General features: G+C 60.1%; 13 protein-coding genes and 1 pseudogene. 10 read left to right on the forward strand and 4 right to left on the reverse strand.

Annotated features, from left to right (window positions below; all coding sequences use genetic code 11):
- On the forward strand, positions 1 to 289 hold a 289-nt coding region (locus tag EOA24_RS08125; protein ID WP_145992529.1), incomplete at its 5' end, for an NAD(P)(+) transhydrogenase (Re/Si-specific) subunit beta.
- 137 nt (positions 290 to 426) lie between these two features.
- Here the strand turns inward: EOA24_RS08125 and EOA24_RS08130 are convergent.
- Positions 427 to 1,500, reverse strand: a complete 1,074-nt coding sequence (locus EOA24_RS08130; RefSeq protein ID WP_127409712.1) for an Ldh family oxidoreductase — start codon at positions 1,498 to 1,500, stop codon at positions 427 to 429.
- 189 nt (positions 1,501 to 1,689) lie between these two features.
- A complete protein-coding gene (locus EOA24_RS08135) occupies positions 1,690 to 2,160 on the reverse strand; it encodes an aspartate/glutamate racemase family protein (protein ID WP_127409713.1) in 471 nt (156 codons plus the stop codon).
- A 612-nt stretch (positions 2,161 to 2,772) separates the two neighbouring features.
- On the opposite strand from EOA24_RS08135, the gene EOA24_RS08140 reads away from it, so the two are divergent.
- The 6 genes from EOA24_RS08140 (at position 2,773) to EOA24_RS08165 (ending at position 10,600) form a co-directional block, all read left to right on the forward strand.
- On the forward strand, positions 2,773 to 3,735 hold the full coding sequence (locus EOA24_RS08140) for an ABC transporter substrate-binding protein (RefSeq protein WP_127409714.1): 963 nt from the start codon (positions 2,773 to 2,775) through the stop codon (positions 3,733 to 3,735).
- Positions 3,732 to 4,799, forward strand: coding sequence for a betaine/proline/choline family ABC transporter ATP-binding protein (locus EOA24_RS08145; protein ID WP_127409715.1), 1,068 nt, complete (start codon positions 3,732 to 3,734; stop codon positions 4,797 to 4,799). The genes EOA24_RS08140 and EOA24_RS08145 overlap by 4 nt, the downstream gene beginning before the upstream one ends.
- A gap of 140 nt (positions 4,800 to 4,939) precedes the next feature.
- The gene (locus tag EOA24_RS08150; protein WP_189353880.1) at positions 4,940 to 6,811 is read left to right on the forward strand and encodes an ABC transporter permease subunit; all 1,872 of its coding nucleotides are present in this window, start codon (positions 4,940 to 4,942) and stop codon (positions 6,809 to 6,811) included.
- Positions 6,812 to 8,425: a GMC family oxidoreductase N-terminal domain-containing protein gene (locus EOA24_RS08155; protein WP_127409717.1), complete on the forward strand. Its 1,614-nt coding sequence runs from the start codon at positions 6,812 to 6,814 to the stop codon at positions 8,423 to 8,425.
- 158 nt (positions 8,426 to 8,583) lie between these two features.
- The gene (locus EOA24_RS08160) at positions 8,584 to 9,987 is read left to right on the forward strand and encodes an amidase (RefSeq protein ID WP_127409718.1); all 1,404 of its coding nucleotides are present in this window, start codon (positions 8,584 to 8,586) and stop codon (positions 9,985 to 9,987) included.
- Between the two features lie 55 nt (positions 9,988 to 10,042).
- Complete coding sequence (locus EOA24_RS08165; protein WP_189343284.1) at positions 10,043 to 10,600, forward strand: ureidoglycolate lyase; 558 nt, start codon at positions 10,043 to 10,045, stop codon at positions 10,598 to 10,600.
- 244 nt (positions 10,601 to 10,844) lie between these two features.
- Here EOA24_RS08165 and speB read toward each other — a convergent pair whose 3' ends face one another.
- Together speB and EOA24_RS08175 are read right to left on the reverse strand one after the other, a co-directional pair.
- The gene (speB, locus tag EOA24_RS08170) at positions 10,845 to 11,867 is read right to left on the reverse strand and encodes an agmatinase (protein ID WP_126079576.1); all 1,023 of its coding nucleotides are present in this window, start codon (positions 11,865 to 11,867) and stop codon (positions 10,845 to 10,847) included.
- Positions 11,868 to 11,869: 2 nt separating this feature from the next.
- Positions 11,870 to 12,649, reverse strand: coding sequence for a creatininase (locus tag EOA24_RS08175; protein ID WP_126079575.1), 780 nt, complete (start codon positions 12,647 to 12,649; stop codon positions 11,870 to 11,872).
- A gap of 382 nt (positions 12,650 to 13,031) precedes the next feature.
- Between EOA24_RS08175 and EOA24_RS08180 the strand changes: the two genes are divergently transcribed.
- The 3 genes and pseudogenes from EOA24_RS08180 to EOA24_RS08190 all read left to right on the forward strand — a co-directional run.
- Positions 13,032 to 14,270, forward strand: coding sequence for a branched-chain amino acid ABC transporter substrate-binding protein (locus EOA24_RS08180; protein WP_245501774.1), 1,239 nt, complete (start codon positions 13,032 to 13,034; stop codon positions 14,268 to 14,270).
- A complete protein-coding gene (locus EOA24_RS08185; RefSeq protein ID WP_245501775.1) occupies positions 14,270 to 15,412 on the forward strand; it encodes a branched-chain amino acid ABC transporter permease in 1,143 nt (380 codons plus the stop codon). The genes EOA24_RS08180 and EOA24_RS08185 overlap by 1 nt, the downstream gene beginning before the upstream one ends.
- Before the next feature lie 4 nt (positions 15,413 to 15,416).
- Positions 15,417 to 16,178 (forward strand): annotated as a pseudogene (locus EOA24_RS08190) (hypothetical protein); the annotation flags it as partial.

The following is a 16,178-nucleotide window of genomic DNA, read 5'->3' on the forward strand; positions in this document are numbered from 1 at the left end:
GTTCGAACTGGAGGACATCAACTCCGAATTCGCGCAGGCCGACGTCGCCTATGTCATCGGCGCCAACGACGTCACCAACCCGTCCGCGCGCGACGACAAGTCCTCGCCGATCTACGGCATGCCGATCCTCGACGTCGACAAGGCCCGCACCTGCCTCTTCGTCAAGCGCTCGCTCGGCTCAGGCTATGCCGGCATCGACAACACGCTGTTCTACAAGGACGGCACCATGATGCTGCTCGGCGACGCCAAGAAGATGACCGAGGAAATCGTCAAGGCCATGGATCACTGACCGATAGTCTTAAACCGCCCGACAATCATCGGGAAGGCGGACGAAGTCGATTCAAGATGCCAAGCTACCCAATTCGCCGATCGCACGCTGTGCGAAAACAGCAAGCCATCTGCATTCCACTGCGTCTGGCTGTTTGCTCAGATTCCATGGAATTCAGCAGGAACCTCGATGCCGTATTTGTCGGCGAAGGGACGCAAATTTGTCCAACTTGCTGCGAGGACCTCCACGCTGGATCCGAGTTGCTGGCGCCTCCTTTGGAAGGCCCTTTCACCTGGAATGCGGATTCCATCCATATCTGGCGCCCGCGCGGAACTCCGGAGCAGATCAAGGTACCACGTAGCCCGCGATGAAATCCTGGCGGTTGAACCAAAGGCCTGAAGGTTGATCGCGATAAACAGATGCCCTTGGGTGTGTGTCTCGCCGCTAGCTTGCCAACCTGCTAGCTCAGGGCCGATCCCGCTATCGGTGAGCGGTCCGCACAATAATCCGAGACTGAGCGCGAGCCCAAAACCCTTGTGGCCGCAGAGTGGGCTGATCGCCCCTTGACGAATGAGAACCGGGTCGGTGGTTGGCGCCCCGTCCGGCCCCCGACCGCTTCCTGCAGGCAATTCAACACCCTCATAGGCCGCCTGTCGGACACGCCAACTTGCAACCGCGCTCGTTGCCATATCGAACACATAGGGATCAGGTCCGGAAGTCGGAAACCCGAACGCGATGGGATTGGTGCTCAACAGACGTTCGGTTCCGCCGTGAGGGTGAACGAGCGGCGGACCGGAAGTCATGACGATTCCGACATTGCCTGATCTCGCGAGCAGTTCAGCGTAATACCCGATCATAAAGATGTCCGTGGAGTTGCGCACCGCGACGGTGGCTGACCCGGCCGCGGCAGCGAGTTCAGCTGCCAGTCCAACGGCCGCTACTGCCGCGACCTGTCCAGGCCCGCGACGCCCGTCGATCACCGCGGCTGCCGGAGAGCGATGCACGATCTCGGGCTCGGCATGCCCGTCGATAAGGCTACGCTCCAAGCTGGCAAGCGTGTAAGGCAGATAGTCCAGCCCTTGGCCTCCAACCCCTCTGAGGTCGGCCTCGACGTGAATGTCGGCAGCGCACTCCGCGTTGGGAAGCGATGCCCCTGCGCCCACCATGAGATCCACCATGAACTGTTTCAGGCGGCGATGATCAAGCTTGATAGTGAGAGGCTCGTCGACCATTTCACGCTTCTCCACGGGCTTCAATAGAGGTCAGGCGGCGAACGACGCCAGCACCTCACGGCATTTGCGCTTCGCCAACAAAGGCCTGACGAAATCGTTCGATGAGGCAGCTCGAAGCGATAACGCGGCAAAGCAAGCCGACCGGCTCAAACGCCTCGATAGTCCCGCCCGCCCTGATCGGCACATTCATCATCCGCTGACTTTGGCTGAGTGTGCCTGACCGAACAGACGGCCTTCTCCCCTGGAGAGGTTCCCAACCCTCGCGTTAGAAAGCGCATCCCAGGCGGTTGCCTGGTTGCTGGTAACGACAGGAACGCCCAGCGCCGCCTCAAGTTCGCCGACGATGCCTGCAGTCCTTAGGCCGGTACAGGAAATGAACAGAGCGTCGCTTTGCGGGTGGATCGCGTCCCGCGCCGCGGCCTTCAGCGATGCAGGCGACAGGCGGTTCATTTGCTGGTCGCCATCAAGGTCGAATGTCGAACAGCGGTCGAGCGCAAAGCCTTTGGCGACGAGGTGATCCGCGACCAGGTCGGCGGCTTCTTGATGGTAGGGCGCGAGTATCGAAATCCGCCGCGCCTCCAACGCCTTGAGCCCTTTGGCTGCGGCCTCGATAGGCGTCACGACCGGGATGCCCGGCTGGGCAGCCGATAGATGCCTCATGGACCCGCTCTATGCCGATCGCGGCGGTACCGGATGTGCACGAAAATGCCACGGCATCGAGGCGTCCGCTGGATGCCAGCAGTTGGGCTGCCTTTGTCAGGTGATCGCCCATGGCCGCGAGCGAGGCAGCGTCGGCCACCTTGTCCATTGGTACCCGCGTCACCAGCATCTCGACGCCCTCTACGAAGGAGAGCCAATTGCGTAGATCGGCAACGCTGGCGCGATCGACCGAAAGGCAGATAAGCCCGACGGCGGCTCGGAAGCCGATACCGGCGTCAAAGCTTGAGTCGTCGGTTTTGACAAGGTTCCAATTGCGCTGCATTGCGGGTACCTATCGATGAGAATGAGCTAGGCCCGCCCGCGGGTTCGATACATTCATATTGTGCAACGTTGATTTGGGTGGACGTCAACCAAACAGCATAAATCTTGAGAGTTGTGGCTTCTGTCCCCGAGAATTATGCGGGCTTCTAGGGGCTATATGCCCAGCCGACGACGAAGGGGAAAGTTTGAAAACCACGAATGTAAAAGCCCTCAGAATGATATGTGTGTGAGGGTCCCGGCGCCGTAGCTTGGCTCGAATATGGGTCATTCACACGGAAATCGGGGACCTCGATGCTCGGCGATCTCATAGCTTACGGGAAGAAAATAGTTGTGCCGATTACCATTGTGTCGGCACTCGCCTGTGGCCAGGTGGCGGCCCAGGATCAGTCAGGTCCCATCAAGATAGTCGTGACCGGCATTACCGATGCCGATTTCATAGCCAACGTGTATGGGGCTTTTCTCGAGAAGCAGGGTTTTAAAGTCGAGCGCGTCAAGGCCGATTACGCGGCCCAATTCGTCGGCCTTGAGGCAGGCGATCTCGATTTCTCGACAAGCATCTGGGAAACCAGTCGCGACATCTTCGACGCAGCGTTGGCCACGGGCGAAGTCGTGAATATGGGAGCGACCGGCGTCAAGGTCAGAGAAGGTTGGTGGTACCCGACATATGTCGAAAAGCTTTGCCCGGGGCTGCCGGATTGGAAGGCACTTCTTCAGCCCGATTGCGTGAAGGCGCTTTCGACGGTCGAGACGGCCCCTCTGGGTCGTTTCGTCGAGGCACCGGCGGACTGGACGACCAACAATATCGCGAGATTGAAGTCGCTCAAACTCCCCTATTCGCTGGAATCGACCGGCACGCCCGCTGCGCTCCATGCCGCCATGGTGGGACCGATGCAGCGTAAGGAGCCGGTGATCGGCTGGGGATTTTCGCCAGACTGGATGACCACCGAGTATGAGGGCAAGTTCGTGCAGTTCCCGGCCTTTGAGCCGGGTTGCATCGCGGACAAGACCTGGGGCGCAGATCCAAACGAGATCTGGGATTGCGACAACCCCGCTGGCTACGTCTGGAAGGTCGCGAACGTCAAGTCCGAGGCCAAGTTTCCCAAGGCGGCCCGTATACTTCGCCTCTTCCAGTTGAAGACCGAGGACGTGGCATGGGGAATCCGACGAGTCGATGTCGACGGCGTGGAGAGCATGGACGCGGCGGCTGAGTGGCTGTCCAAACATGCGGACGTCGCGGCGGACTGGGCTCAATGACCGAGCCGGCGACGGTTTCAGGCGGCGACATCTTATCCTGCGCGAACGTCTGGAAATTCTACGGGCCAAAAGCCCACCAGATAGAGGCGGGGCGGTCGCGCGGCATCTCCGCCGCGCAACTCTACGCCTCGCCCCGTCATTTGGCTGCAGTTCGGGACGTGAGCCTTTCCGTCAATCGCGGCGAGATCCTCGTTCTTATGGGTCTGTCAGGCTCGGGTAAGTCTACTCTTCTGCGCTGCATGACGAGGCTGGTGACACCAACCTACGGCAGCGTTTTTTTTGATGGGTTGGCGATGGGAGAACTCGACGCCCGCCGCTTGATGCAGGTGCGGCGCGAGAAGATGGGTATGGTGTTTCAGGGCTACGGCCTGCTGCCGCACATGACCGCGCTGCAGAATGTCAGCTTCCCGATGCGCATCAAGGGCGTGGAAAAGGCGCGTCGAGAAGAGAGGGCGCGCGAAATGCTTGCCCTGGTGGGTCTCGACGGGCGGGCAGATCACTATCCCGACCAACTGTCCGGAGGCCAGCAGCAGCGCGTCGGCATCGCCCGGTCTCTCACTCTGGAACCTGATATCTGGTTCCTGGACGAACCCTTCTCGGCTCTTGATCCGCTGGTGCGGCGGGAGATGCAGGACGAAGTGATGCGGTTGCAGACAATATTGCGGAAATCGATTGTCTTCGTGACACACGATTGCAGCGAGGCGATGCGGCTGGCCGACAGGATTGCCATCATGAAAGACGGTGAGATCGTCCAGCTATCGACACCGGAGCAACTCGTCCTTTCACCTGCCAACGACTATGTCGCGGCGTTTACGCGCGATGTTCGCCGGGCCGAAGTTCTGACAGTCGCGTCGGTCATGGATCACACGGCGTCCGCTGCTGGCCTTACTGGCCCCACCATACAGGCCCGCGACAAGATCGTGGACGTTGCCGGGCCTGTCCTGAGCGCAACAGATCCTGTGAGAGTGCTTGGCAGTGACGGCGCCGCGATTGGAGCGATCAGTCGCAACGCCGTGCTTGCAGTCCTGCTTTCCGGAACCGCGCGGGCACATAATCACCCATGAGCCGCTCCGGGTCGGTCATGACGGGCCCTTTGACGCCTCTGCGTAGCGTGGAGCTTCCAAGCCGGCTCAGGGTGGTTTCCCCGACAGGTCTGCTCGCACGGGCATTGCTTGCCGTCGGTCTCTCGCTTTGCGTGGCTCCGTTGTTCGGTCTCGGCCTGCCCGCGGCATTGTCGACGGTTCCAGATGCTCTGGTTCCGCCGTTCATGAAGTGGTCAGGCGCTGCGATAACCTACGTAGCTAAGGACGCGGCAATATTCGGTGTCGAGCTCAACCAGCTCACCCGAGCCTTCGCGACGATCTTTCTTTATCCCATGCGGTTTCTGCAAGATCTGCTGACCATGGGGATCACGGTCGGCGGCGTTGTCTTGCCGCCTCTACCATGGCTTTCGGTGGTCCTCGCCGCGGCTCTCTTCGGGGCAAGGCTGGGGGGCTGGAAATTGGCCGTCTTGGTAGCAAGCGCATTGCTTTACGCGCTTCTCTTTGGTTTGTGGCAACCGACCATGCTGACCTTGGCGTCAGTACTTGTATCGGTCCTCGTTGGCACGGTTACCGGAACTCTTCTGGGAATAACTGTCTATCGTCACCCGGCGCTCGAGAAAGTCATGACGCCGGTCTACGATATCATGCAGACGGTTCCGGTTTTCGCCTATCTGGTGCCGATCCTCTATTTGTTCGGCTTCGGTCCAGTCGGCGCAATGATCGCAACGGTGATCTACGCGACGCCGCCGATGGCAAGGGTCGTGACACTGGCCCTCGAAGAAGTGCCACCGTCCATCCGGGAAGCAGCAGAAATGGCCGGCACGACCCGCCGGCAGTCTATGTGGCTCGTCCTGCTGCCCTCTTGCCGACAGAAACTCCTGGTAGGCCTCAACCAGCTGATCATGCTGTCACTTGCAACGGTCATCATCGCAAGCGTCATCGGTGCGGACGGCCTCGGCGCAGTAGTGCTCAAGGCTTTGCAGTCTTTGAAAATCGGCAAGGGGATAGAGGCCGGAGCGGCGATCGTGCTCCTGGCGATCGCGCTCGATCAACTCGGCAAGGCGGCCGCGTCCCCAGCACCTGCTGCCAGAGTCCCTGGATGGCTGGGGCGCGGGAGCTTCTTGAGCATACTCCTCGCGACGCTGACAGTTCCGTTTCTGCTGCAGCTTGCGATGCCTTGGCTCGGCCGTTTGCCGATGGGGTCTACCCTTTCGATGGCTTCATGGTGGGACAATCTCGTGCTGACCGTGAACGCGAACTGGTCCGTCCAATTGCGGGAGACCAAAACACTCGCCTTCATCTGGCTGCTCAAGCCGGCCAAGCTTTTCGCGCTCAGCATCCCCTGGTTCGGCGCCGTTATCGCCGTTGCTGCGGCGGGATACATCCTGCAGGGCTGGCGTCTGGCCGTGACCTGTCTCCTGATGATGCTGTTCGTTGCCACGTCCGGCTTATGGATGCAGGCGCAGCTTACCAGCTATCTCCTCGTGGCAAGCGTGGTACCGGCTCTGCTGATCGGGATACCGGTGGGGATCTTATGCGTGGCCTATCCCAAGTTCGACGCTGTCATGACCTGGATCATCGATACCATCCAGACCCTGCCCAGCTTTGTTTACCTCATTCCGATAATCATGTTCCTCGGGTCGGGGGACTTCGCCGCACTGATCGCCATCGTAGCCTACGCTTGGACACCGGCTGCCCGTTATACGGCCGCGGCGTTGCGCAATATCCCAAGCGCGGTCATTGAGGTCGCGGAGATGACCGGGGCCTCGGCCTGGCAACGCCTGTTCTTTGTGCGTCTGCCGGTAGCCCGTTCGGGCCTGCTGCTGGCAGTCAACCAGACCATCATGATGGCGTTTGGCGTGCTCGTCATAACCGCCCTGATCGGAACCAAGGGCCTCGAGGCGGACTGTCTCATGTCGCTCAGCAAAGCCGATCCGGGGCGCGGTATCGTTGCCGGAGCAGCCATGGTCTGTCTTGCGATTATGGCCGACCGTCTGCTTCGCGCCTCACTGATAAAAAAGGCGAGGACCTAGATGCTGAAGGATTCCTACGACTTCATCATCGTGGGCGCTGGTTCCGCAGGGTGTGTCCTGGCCGGCAGGCTGTCTGAAGATCCAAAGTGCCGTGTGCTCCTCGTGGAAGCGGGTGGTGGAGACCGAAACCCGGTCATCCGCCTCCCCACCGGCGAAGTCTTCACGGTTGGCAGCAAGATGGACTGGAAGTTCCGCAGCGAGCCGGAGCCCGGGATGGGCGGATTGTCCATCAGCCTGCCGCGCGGCAAGGTGATCGGGGGCTCGTCGTCAATCAACGGGCAAATCTACCTGCGCGGGCATCGCAGCGACTATGACGAGTGGGCCCACCTGGGAGCAGTGGGGTGGTCATTTGCCGATGTCCTGCCATATTTCAAGCGATCGGAAAACTGGAAAGGCGAGGACAAGTCTGGCCTGCGGGGAGGCTCAGGCCCGCTCAAAACCGCTTTCGGCAACTATCGCAATCCGCTTTTTGATGCCTTCTTCGAAGCTGGCCGACAGTTGGGGTACGCCATAAATCCCGACCATAATGGTGCTGAGCAGGACGGTTTCGGCTGGTCGCAATTCACCCATACTCACGGATTTCCTCTCCGTTGCTCGTCGTCCAACGCCTATCTGGCGCCGGCGCGCCCGCGACCGAATCTGGCCGTTGAGACCAACGCTCAGGTCACCCGCCTCGAAATCGAGCATGGCCGGTGTCTCGGCATCACATATGTGAGGCGTGGCGGGCTGCCGCAGACCGTCCGATGCGGGCAAGAGGTCATATTGTCCGCGGGAGCCTACCAATCGCCACATCTGCTGATGTTGTCCGGCATTGGGCCTGCCGATGAAATTCGCCGGCACGGCTTGGCCGTGAAGCACGAATTGCCAGGCGTGGGTGAAAATCTGCAAGAACATATCGGGGGAATGGTGCAGCATTCCTGCCTTAAACCCATCACCTATTACAGCCTTCTCAACCCGTTGCGGGCAGCAGCGGCCGCAGCCGAACTGGTGGCGTTGCGCAGTGGACCGCTCTCGGTATTTCCAATGAATGCCCAGGCCTTTCTCCGCAGCAAGCCGGGCATCGATCGGCCGGATCTGCAATTCTATCTGTTCCCTGCCGCCATCGCGGAGCATAACTACCGCCCGGCATTTCATGGCTACAGTATACATTGGGGTGTCCTGCGTCCTAAGTCGCGCGGGCGCGTATCGCTACGATCGGGCGATCCCTTCGACGCCCCGCGTATTCTCAACAATTTTATGACGGAGCCGGAAGACCGAGCCCTGAACCTGGCTGGCCTCAAGATAGCTCGTCAGATTCATGCTCAGCCTGCCTTCGATGGACTTAGGGGCAATGAAATCGCCCCGGGTGCTGCAATCGTCGACGACGACTCCCTTGACCGTTATCTCGGGAGCACATCCGTTCCTCACTATCATCCGGTCGGCACCTGCCGAATGGGTAGCGATGAGAATGCCGTTGTCGACCCGCAGTTGCGGGTCAGGGGCATGCCTGGGCTGCGCGTCATCGACGCCTCTGTCATGCCGAGGCTAATTGGCGGCAACACCAATGGGCCTACCATCATGATCGCTGAAAAGGGCGCCGACTATATCAGAGGTCTGGCATCATTGGCTGCCTGACAAACCAAAGACAAAAGGGTCGGAGGGCATCTTTGCAATGAGGTCGCTCGAAGAGGGTTCGATCTAAACCAAGGCCCCTTGCTCGGACGCGGGCCTCCCCCGGCAAAATGTTCACAGACAAATCATTCGCGCGGCCAGCCGCAGCTATTTGAGATGAGATGACGCAGTATCCAGACATGTGGTCAGCCGTGAATATCGCTGCGGCCGTTCAGTCCGGCACCGTCTCAGCAGTTGAAATTGCGCGTCTATCCCTCGACCGCATCGCCGAACATAACCAGACGTTTAACGCCTTTGCCCTGGTTCTGCCCGAGCAGGCGATCAAGCAGGCGCAGGATATCGATCGTCGGCGACGCGCGGGCGAGCCGCTTGGCTTGTTGGCCGGCGTCCCGGTCGCCATCAAGGATTTTACTCCGACAGCCGGGATCAGGACAACGCTTGGTTCCAGAGCGTTCGAAGATTTTGTACCGCTGCAGGACGCTGTAATAGTCCGGCGACTTCGCGAGGCCGACGCGATCCCTGTCGGCAAAACCACAACACCGGAATTCGCCAGTTCATGGTTTACCCGCAGTGATCTGTTCGGCGACACCCGCAATCCGTGGGATCCATCCCGCACGTCCGGTGGCTCTTCGGGAGGGGCTGCCGTCGCCGTCGCCACGCAGTGCGTGCCTTTGGCCGAGGGCTGCGACATGCTGGGCTCGGTGCGCGGGCCGGCATCGTTTTGCGGTGTCGTTGGGCTGAAGCCGTCCCTGGGTCGGATTCCCTTCGATGCACTTCGGTCAAAGTTCGACGACATCAGCCATTTTGGCCCATTGGCGCGAACAGTCGATGACGCCGCGCTGTTCCTGCGATCTACCGCAGGATCCCATCCGGTCGATCTTTTCTCCTATCTACCGCCGCTTCGCCTGGACTCCGAGATCTCAGGGCAACCCGAAACTTTGCGGATCGCGTTCTCGATGGATCTAGGGTATTGCGCGGTGCATCCGGAGATCCGCAGTGCTCTCGAAGCCACTGCCTTCGCTTTGAGTGCCGCCGGCGCCAGTGTCGAAGCGATCGACCTGGGAATGGATGCCGACGATGCCGAACTGGTATCCAATGCGTCGATGGTCTGGATGGCTGCGCACTATGGCGACCTTCGGGACCGCAAACCCGAGCAACTCTCCCAACTCACGCTAAGGATGATCGACATCGGCCGGACCTTCAATGCGGCGCACATCAAGCGCGTCGACTTCGTCCGAGCCAAGCTATGGCAGAAGCTGGCGGTCATATTTGCCAATTACGACGTGTTGCTCTGCCCGACGATGGCGCAGCCCGCGCCGGCCTTGAGCGGGGATGATTTCGATTTCGGCGGCCGCAACGAGCAAGGCCGGCTGGCCGCGCTCGATCTGACAAGCATCTTCAATCTGGTAGGCGCCTGTCCGGCAATTTCAGTGCCATGCGGGATGACGGCGGATGGCCTACCGGTTGGCGCTCAGTTTGTGGCACCGCCCCACAACGAGGCTCTGGTTCTGTCGGCAGCGCGCGCCGTCGAACGCGTCCGGCCGCAGCCCTCCTGGGGGCAATAGCAGTGATTTTGCAGGTGCCGCGGCAATTCCGTCGTTCTTAAGTGTGGAGATCCCGATGATCAAAAGCATTTCCGTTCCGATCGAACCGGTTTCAGAAGACAACTTTCGATCCTTCGGCCACATAATTGCTGCGCCGAAGAAGGACCCGCAATTCGTCGGACCGGGATATTCCACTTGGCGCTATCCGCTTGTTCTCGGAGGAACGGCAGACTTGACGATGTTACGTCACCCGTTCGGTCCTGTAGTTTGCAACCGGTTTGAAAAGCACCCTACCATTACCGAGTTGCGCGTGCCGCTCGATCCCGTCGTGTCCGTCGTCTTCGTCGCCAGCACGCTCGATATACCGCGGCCACAGGACATGAAGGGATTCCTGGTGGACGGTGAAACCGCCATGCTTATAGAACGAAACATCTGGCACTCCGCCTCCTTCCCGCTTGATCCGCGAGGGGCGCACTTCATTCTGATTTCAGATCGGGAAACCGAGGGCGAACTCGAGGAGGCCGGCATTGACGGGGTTCCCTCCGTCTATACGCAAATGGTAGACTGGACTGGGCAGTACGAATTGGTTCCAGACTATTCGGGACTGGGTGAATCTTACGACCGCCTAGCCTGAAGGTCAGCCATCGCGGCATCGACGGCTATGCGCTTCAGGTTCGGCTCTGCGGCATGGCATGGCCAGCCACTTCCATTTGATTTTTTGGTCGACAGACGCGCCTTACTGCAGAAGTTCCTGGCCCAAGGCAGCCTGACGGCCTCCTGCGCGTCACCGGCTTCGGAACGGGAGCAGGCGGCCACAAAGCGGCCTTCGGTCTGTTCAACTATCGCGTCCGGGTTCCAAATGGTCTCGCCACGATCGGTCACGAATTCTGGCCAGATCCCCCCATTCTTTCGGCCGGCCGAATGGCAGTCGGCTCCCGTGTGGGTTGGCGATTCCGCTGCACTTGTCTTGCCAGCACACAAAGCAATTCGAACATGATCGTGGCGCCTGCGATCGCCGTCATCCCGGCAAGGTCGAAGGGCGGCGCAACCTCAACGACGTCAGCACCAATGAGGTTCAGGCCGTCGAGCTGCCGTACCAGGTGCTGTGCTTCCCTTGTCGTGAATCCGCCGATTTCCGGAGTACCCGTTCCGGGCGCCATCGAAGGATCGATTGAATCGATATCAAAAGTTACATAGGTCGGCGAAGTCCCGACGATGTCGCGAACCTCCGCCATCACGGCTTCCGGGCCCCGGCTGCTGAACTCCTCCATGTACACTATGCGGACGCCTTGCGCCTTCGCCCAATCGTGCTCTTGGGGAGAATACAGCGATCCGCGGATTCCGATTTGAACGACACGATGGGGATCCAGCAGATCCTCTTCGATCGCGCGACGAAACGGCGTTCCGTGAGTGAAACGATTGTCTCCGAAATAGGTGTCGTTCGTATCCGAATGCGCGTCGAAGTGTATGAGCCCGATCCGTTCCTTCCTGGCGACCGCGCGCAATACCGGCAAGGTCACAAGGTGGTCACCGCCGACAGAGAGCGGTAGGGCGTGAGCCGCGACAATCTCTGCGATACCGCTTTCGATGAGCCTGAGGCTATCTTGAAGATCGATCGGATTGACTGCCAGATCGCCGACATCCGCGACATTCGCTATTTTGAACGGCTCTGTCTTGAAGACATGGTGCGTGCTGCGCATCAAGCTGGAATAGTTGCGCACTTCGCGCGGCCCATGCCGGGCGCCAGCGCGGTTGGTTGTTCCGCCGTCCCATGGAATACCGACCAATGCGATGTCCAGCCCCTCGGCTGATCCGACCGCCGGCAATCGCATGAAGGTGGCAAGCCCGGCAAAGCGCGGAACGATGGCAGCATCAACCGGTTGATGAAATTTTCCTTCCATCCTCACTGTCCTAACTGAAATTCTTCTTTGATGATCTCAACCATCCGACTGACGCAATCCTCTAGAAGCCATTCGCCTTTTTCCGCGGACGCCCCTTCCGTCATCGAAAGAACGCCCGACGGCGGAACCTCAACCGGCGGTCTTGGGAATCGGTCGTATGGGCGAAACTTTGCTGGCCCGTCATGCAGAGAGCGGCCGAGATCCACCTGATTCGGGCGGATCGCAAGCATCAGCGATGTCTCGAGCACGCTCGCATGCTCGAGTTCTATGCCTGGGAAGCCGTTCGGAAAGATCTGGTCGATTGTCTGTGGTCGCACGAACTCCCAATGATCCATGCGCAGAATGCTCAGGCCACTCCCTTCGTCCCGTCCGACCGCATCGAGTGCAAGCTCGATGCCTTCAATCGACGGCCAAACATTTTCATAGTGACCATTGAGCACCACTATGCGGTGCACCTTCTGGCGATGGAGTTCGACAATAACGTCGCGCACGACCAGGGAGAAGGTGTGCGCGGAGAGGTTGATGGTTCCGGCAAAGGCGGGCCCGCCACCGGAACGCGGCTGAGAGCGGTTGCCGTAGGGCACGGTGGGTGCGACGAGTGCGCCGGTGGCTCTCGCAACGCGCTCGCCGATAAAGGTCGGGATAACAACGTCCACATTGAGCGGCATGTGGTGGCCATGTTGCTCCGTGGCGCCGAGCGGCAAAATCACTGGAGCGCCAGCGCCAATCCTGCATTCGGCCTCCGGCCAGGTCAGGTCTGCTAGAAAGACTGAATCATTCATCACCACTCCTTCCCGCAATGCCGCTCGATGGCAGAGACAGCGCGCAAAAAACAATGTCCGTCTCCCACGTGAGGCTAAACAGGGTTCAACGCGATGGCTCCCAGCACATTGTCATCCCAGCTTTCGGCCAACCAAGGTGCTACGCTGCCCATGACGGTAAAATCGAGTTATCTGCGACGTTGCATCTAGGATTCTCGATGTTTGATCTCTTCCCCACCGGTTCTCCGTCAAGGTGCCTCCGCAGAGGCGGGCGACCGATGTCGAGAGCCCACCGATGCTGGCTACATCACCTCTAATTCCGTTCAAGGTTACATTTGCAGATAGTAATGTTTTACCCCGCCGTCGCGTGCCCTCATGGCTCGTCATAAATGGGAGACGGCAAATGGCCTCACTTGCAATGATCAAGCATCCCGCAGCCATCGTTGCGCTGGCGCTGCTGACCGCGCTGCCGGCGCGCGCTGAAACCAAGGGACCTGTTACAGACGACAACGGCGTGGTTGAGATCCCCGAAGGCGAACCGCTTATGATCGGCAGCTTTTTGGCACTGACCGGCGCCGACGCCGCCCTGGGCATCGACGCCCGCCGCGGCATCGAAATCGCCCTCGATCGCGTCGGTGCCACCTACAAAGGGCATCCGATCGAGATATCTTTCGAGGACGAGACCTGCAGCCCGGAAGGAGGGCAGACCGCAGCCACGCGCCTCGCCTCAAACGATCAACTTGTCGCAATTCTTGGACCCAGTTGCTCCGGCGCCGCGAGAGCCGGCGTGCCAATTCTCTGGCAACACAAGTTCCCGGTTGTCGGTGTCGGCCCAACCTCGCCAACGCTAACCGACCCGGCTCGTGGCCCAGACTTCGATGGGTTCGTCAGAGTTTCCTTCAATGATAACGCCACCGGCAAGTTCGCGGCGTCGTACGCCCTAAAGGGCGCCAAGACAGCAGCGACTCTGCATGACGGCAGCACCTACGGTCAACAGATCGTCCGCACCTTTGAGGCAGAGTTCAAGGCGCAAGGTGGAACCATCGTTGCCGAGGAGGCTGTCGGTCCCACCGACACTGACCTTCGCCCCGTTCTGACGAGGATCGGCACCCAAAAGCCGGACCTCCTTTTCGCGCCGCTCTATGTTGCCGCCGGTGCGTATCTTGTTCGACAGAGGGAGGAAGTGGACGGGCTCAAGAATACCAAGCTGTTGGCGACCGATCCGATCATGGCTCCGGCCTTTATGACTGCCGCCGGCAAGGCCGCGGTCGATGTTAAGATGGTCGGCATCGACTTCCGCCCGGAGACTTTGGGGCCAGCTTACCAGAAGTTCGTCGAGACCTATAAGTCGAAGTATGGAGAGGCTCCAATCGCCGGCTTTCATGCTTACGGCTATGACGCCCTCGGCGTGTTGATGGCGGCCATCGACAAGGTGGCGGTTGAGAAGGACGGCGAACTCTTCATTGGGCGGGATGCGCTCAACAAGGCGATCCACGCCACAGCCGGCTACGAGGGGCTCACAGGCAAGCTGACCTGCGACCATCTCGGAGACTGCGCTTCGCCGGTCTACGCGGTATGGCAATTCACATCCGGCGATGCGGCCAGCTACTCCCTTGGGACGAACCCGAAACGAGTGGACTGATGAACGACGACACAGTCATCGCCAGGAGGCAAAACGTCGACGGTTCGGGCCATGGCCCGAGCCGTTCGGGTAACCTTCTAAGCTGGTTATCGGATGCCATGTCGGAGTGGCGTCGGCGCTCGACCTGGGTAGATTACGTGATGCTGGGACTTCGCATCGCGCTGCTGATTATTGTTGTCGCCGGCCTGACCCGGTCGTTGACGAGCAACGAATATAGCGCTCGAGACTGGGCGTCGTTTGCGGTGTTCGGGTTGACACTTGGCAGCATCTACGCGCTGGTCTCGCTCGGCTACACAATGGTCTACGGCGTGCTGCGGATGATAAACTTCGCCCATGGCGATGTGTTCACTACCGGTGCCTTCGGTGGCTTGATCGTCGCCGGCCCTTTCATTGAGAGCGGGTCGACCGTCGGCCTCATCGGGGTGCTCGTCGCCGGCGCCTCGACCTCGGCGGCCATCGCAGTCCTCATCGAGCGGGTCGCCTATCGCGCTTTCAGCCGGAGTGGTTCCCTGGCTCCATTGATCTGCGCGATCGGGGCCTCTTTCGTCTTGCAGTATACAATTCGAGGGCTATTCGGAACTGGATCAAGGGCCTATCCCGACGTAGCTGCCCTCAATGGCGCCATAAGCCTCGGAATCGTGCAGATTCCGTTGGTGCAATTGTTCGTCATCGCCGCCGCCCTGCTGGCAATGGCAGTCCTGCACGTCATCGTGCAACACACGACGCTGGGTACATCGATGCGAGCTGTGGCGGAAGATCGCGAGGCGGCGGCGCTGATGGGAATCAATTCCGACCGGGTCGTGACACTCACCTTTATGATTGGCGGGACGATGGCCGGTGTCGCGGGTGTCCTCTACGCCCTGGTGTTCAAGCAGATACACGCGTTCATGGGCTTCACGCTCGGCATCAAAGGCTTCGCCGCCGCTGTGCTCGGCGGTATCGGAAACATACCGGGTGCGATGGCGGGGGGCTTTTTGCTCGGCTTGTCGGAAAGCTTTGGCCCGGCGGCGCTTCTCAGCGGATTCGGGATACCTGCTCCTTATCAGCTCAAGGATGCGATCGCATACGGACTGCTGGTGATGATCCTGATCTTTCGACCAAGAGGCATATTCGGTGAGCGCCTCTCCGTGAAACGGATGTAATTCCATGTCCATTTCCCCTGGCCAATCTGGCTCGCCTTGGTGGCATTTGGCGCTCAAGGTAGGAGCGGTTTGCGGATTTACCGGCGTCTATATAGTCGGCGTAGGCGTGTTCAGCGCATTTGGCGCCCGCTCGGTGCTGGCGCACGCAGTGTCGCTAGGGCAGCTTTTGTTGTTGGCCGTCGCCTTCACGGGTGGCTGGTACGCGGTATCCAACAGGCAGCTGAAACCTTTCGAACGCTGGCTTGCCAGTGCCGGGACAGGCCTCCTGGCAGGCTTGTCTTATGCCGCCGTCCTTCTTGTGGCGCGCAGCGCCAACGTCCAGGGGTTGTTCGTGGCATTCAATCAACCGACTTTGTCAGCCGCGCTGCTTGGTCAGTCGGGTGCCGGGACGATCGCAGCACTTGCCGGGCTGGCGTCCGTGACTGCTCTTGCCGGGGCTGCCATCCGCCAATGCCCATCGGCTGTTCGTCGTACAATTCTTGCCGCCGCGGTGGCGGTGCTTCTCGGAGCGCTCTTGCGCGACCTATGGGTTAGCCTGTTTTCGACCCTGCTAAGGGGACGTTGGTGGGTTTCGACCATCTATGTGTCAAGCGGTGGGCTCACCTGGGTCGGCGCCGGCATCGCGGTGTTGGCCGGCGTTGCGTGGCAGATTGCGCATCATCTGATCGGACAACGCCGCACGCCAATGATCGACGTTGTCATCCTGATGGTCGCGGCCCTGCTCGTCCCTTTCCTGACAAATGCATTCGTTGCCCAAGTCATGCTT

This window comes from Mesorhizobium sp. M2A.F.Ca.ET.039.01.1.1, assembly GCF_003998035.1.
GTDB lineage: Bacteria > Pseudomonadota > Alphaproteobacteria > Rhizobiales > Rhizobiaceae > Mesorhizobium.

Bases quoted from the DNA above. Each gene is read 5' to 3' on its own strand.
- EOA24_RS08130 (WP_127409712.1), bottom strand. From the start codon at position 1,500: ATGGTCGACGAGCCTCTCACTATCAAGCTTGATCATCGCCGCCTGAAA.
- EOA24_RS08135 (WP_127409713.1), bottom strand. From the start codon at position 2,160: ATGAGGCATCTATCGGCTGCCCAGCCGGGCATCCCGGTCGTGACGCCT.
- EOA24_RS08140 (WP_127409714.1), top strand. From the start codon at position 2,773: ATGCTCGGCGATCTCATAGCTTACGGGAAGAAAATAGTTGTGCCGATT.
- EOA24_RS08145 (WP_127409715.1), top strand. From the start codon at position 3,732: ATGACCGAGCCGGCGACGGTTTCAGGCGGCGACATCTTATCCTGCGCG.
- EOA24_RS08155 (WP_127409717.1), top strand. From the start codon at position 6,812: ATGCTGAAGGATTCCTACGACTTCATCATCGTGGGCGCTGGTTCCGCA.
- EOA24_RS08160 (WP_127409718.1), top strand. From the start codon at position 8,584: ATGACGCAGTATCCAGACATGTGGTCAGCCGTGAATATCGCTGCGGCC.
- EOA24_RS08165 (WP_189343284.1), top strand. From the start codon at position 10,043: ATGATCAAAAGCATTTCCGTTCCGATCGAACCGGTTTCAGAAGACAAC.
- speB (WP_126079576.1), bottom strand. From the start codon at position 11,867: ATGGAAGGAAAATTTCATCAACCGGTTGATGCTGCCATCGTTCCGCGC.
- EOA24_RS08175 (WP_126079575.1), bottom strand. From the start codon at position 12,649: ATGAATGATTCAGTCTTTCTAGCAGACCTGACCTGGCCGGAGGCCGAA.
- EOA24_RS08180 (WP_245501774.1), top strand. From the start codon at position 13,032: ATGGCCTCACTTGCAATGATCAAGCATCCCGCAGCCATCGTTGCGCTG.
- EOA24_RS08185 (WP_245501775.1), top strand. From the start codon at position 14,270: ATGAACGACGACACAGTCATCGCCAGGAGGCAAAACGTCGACGGTTCG.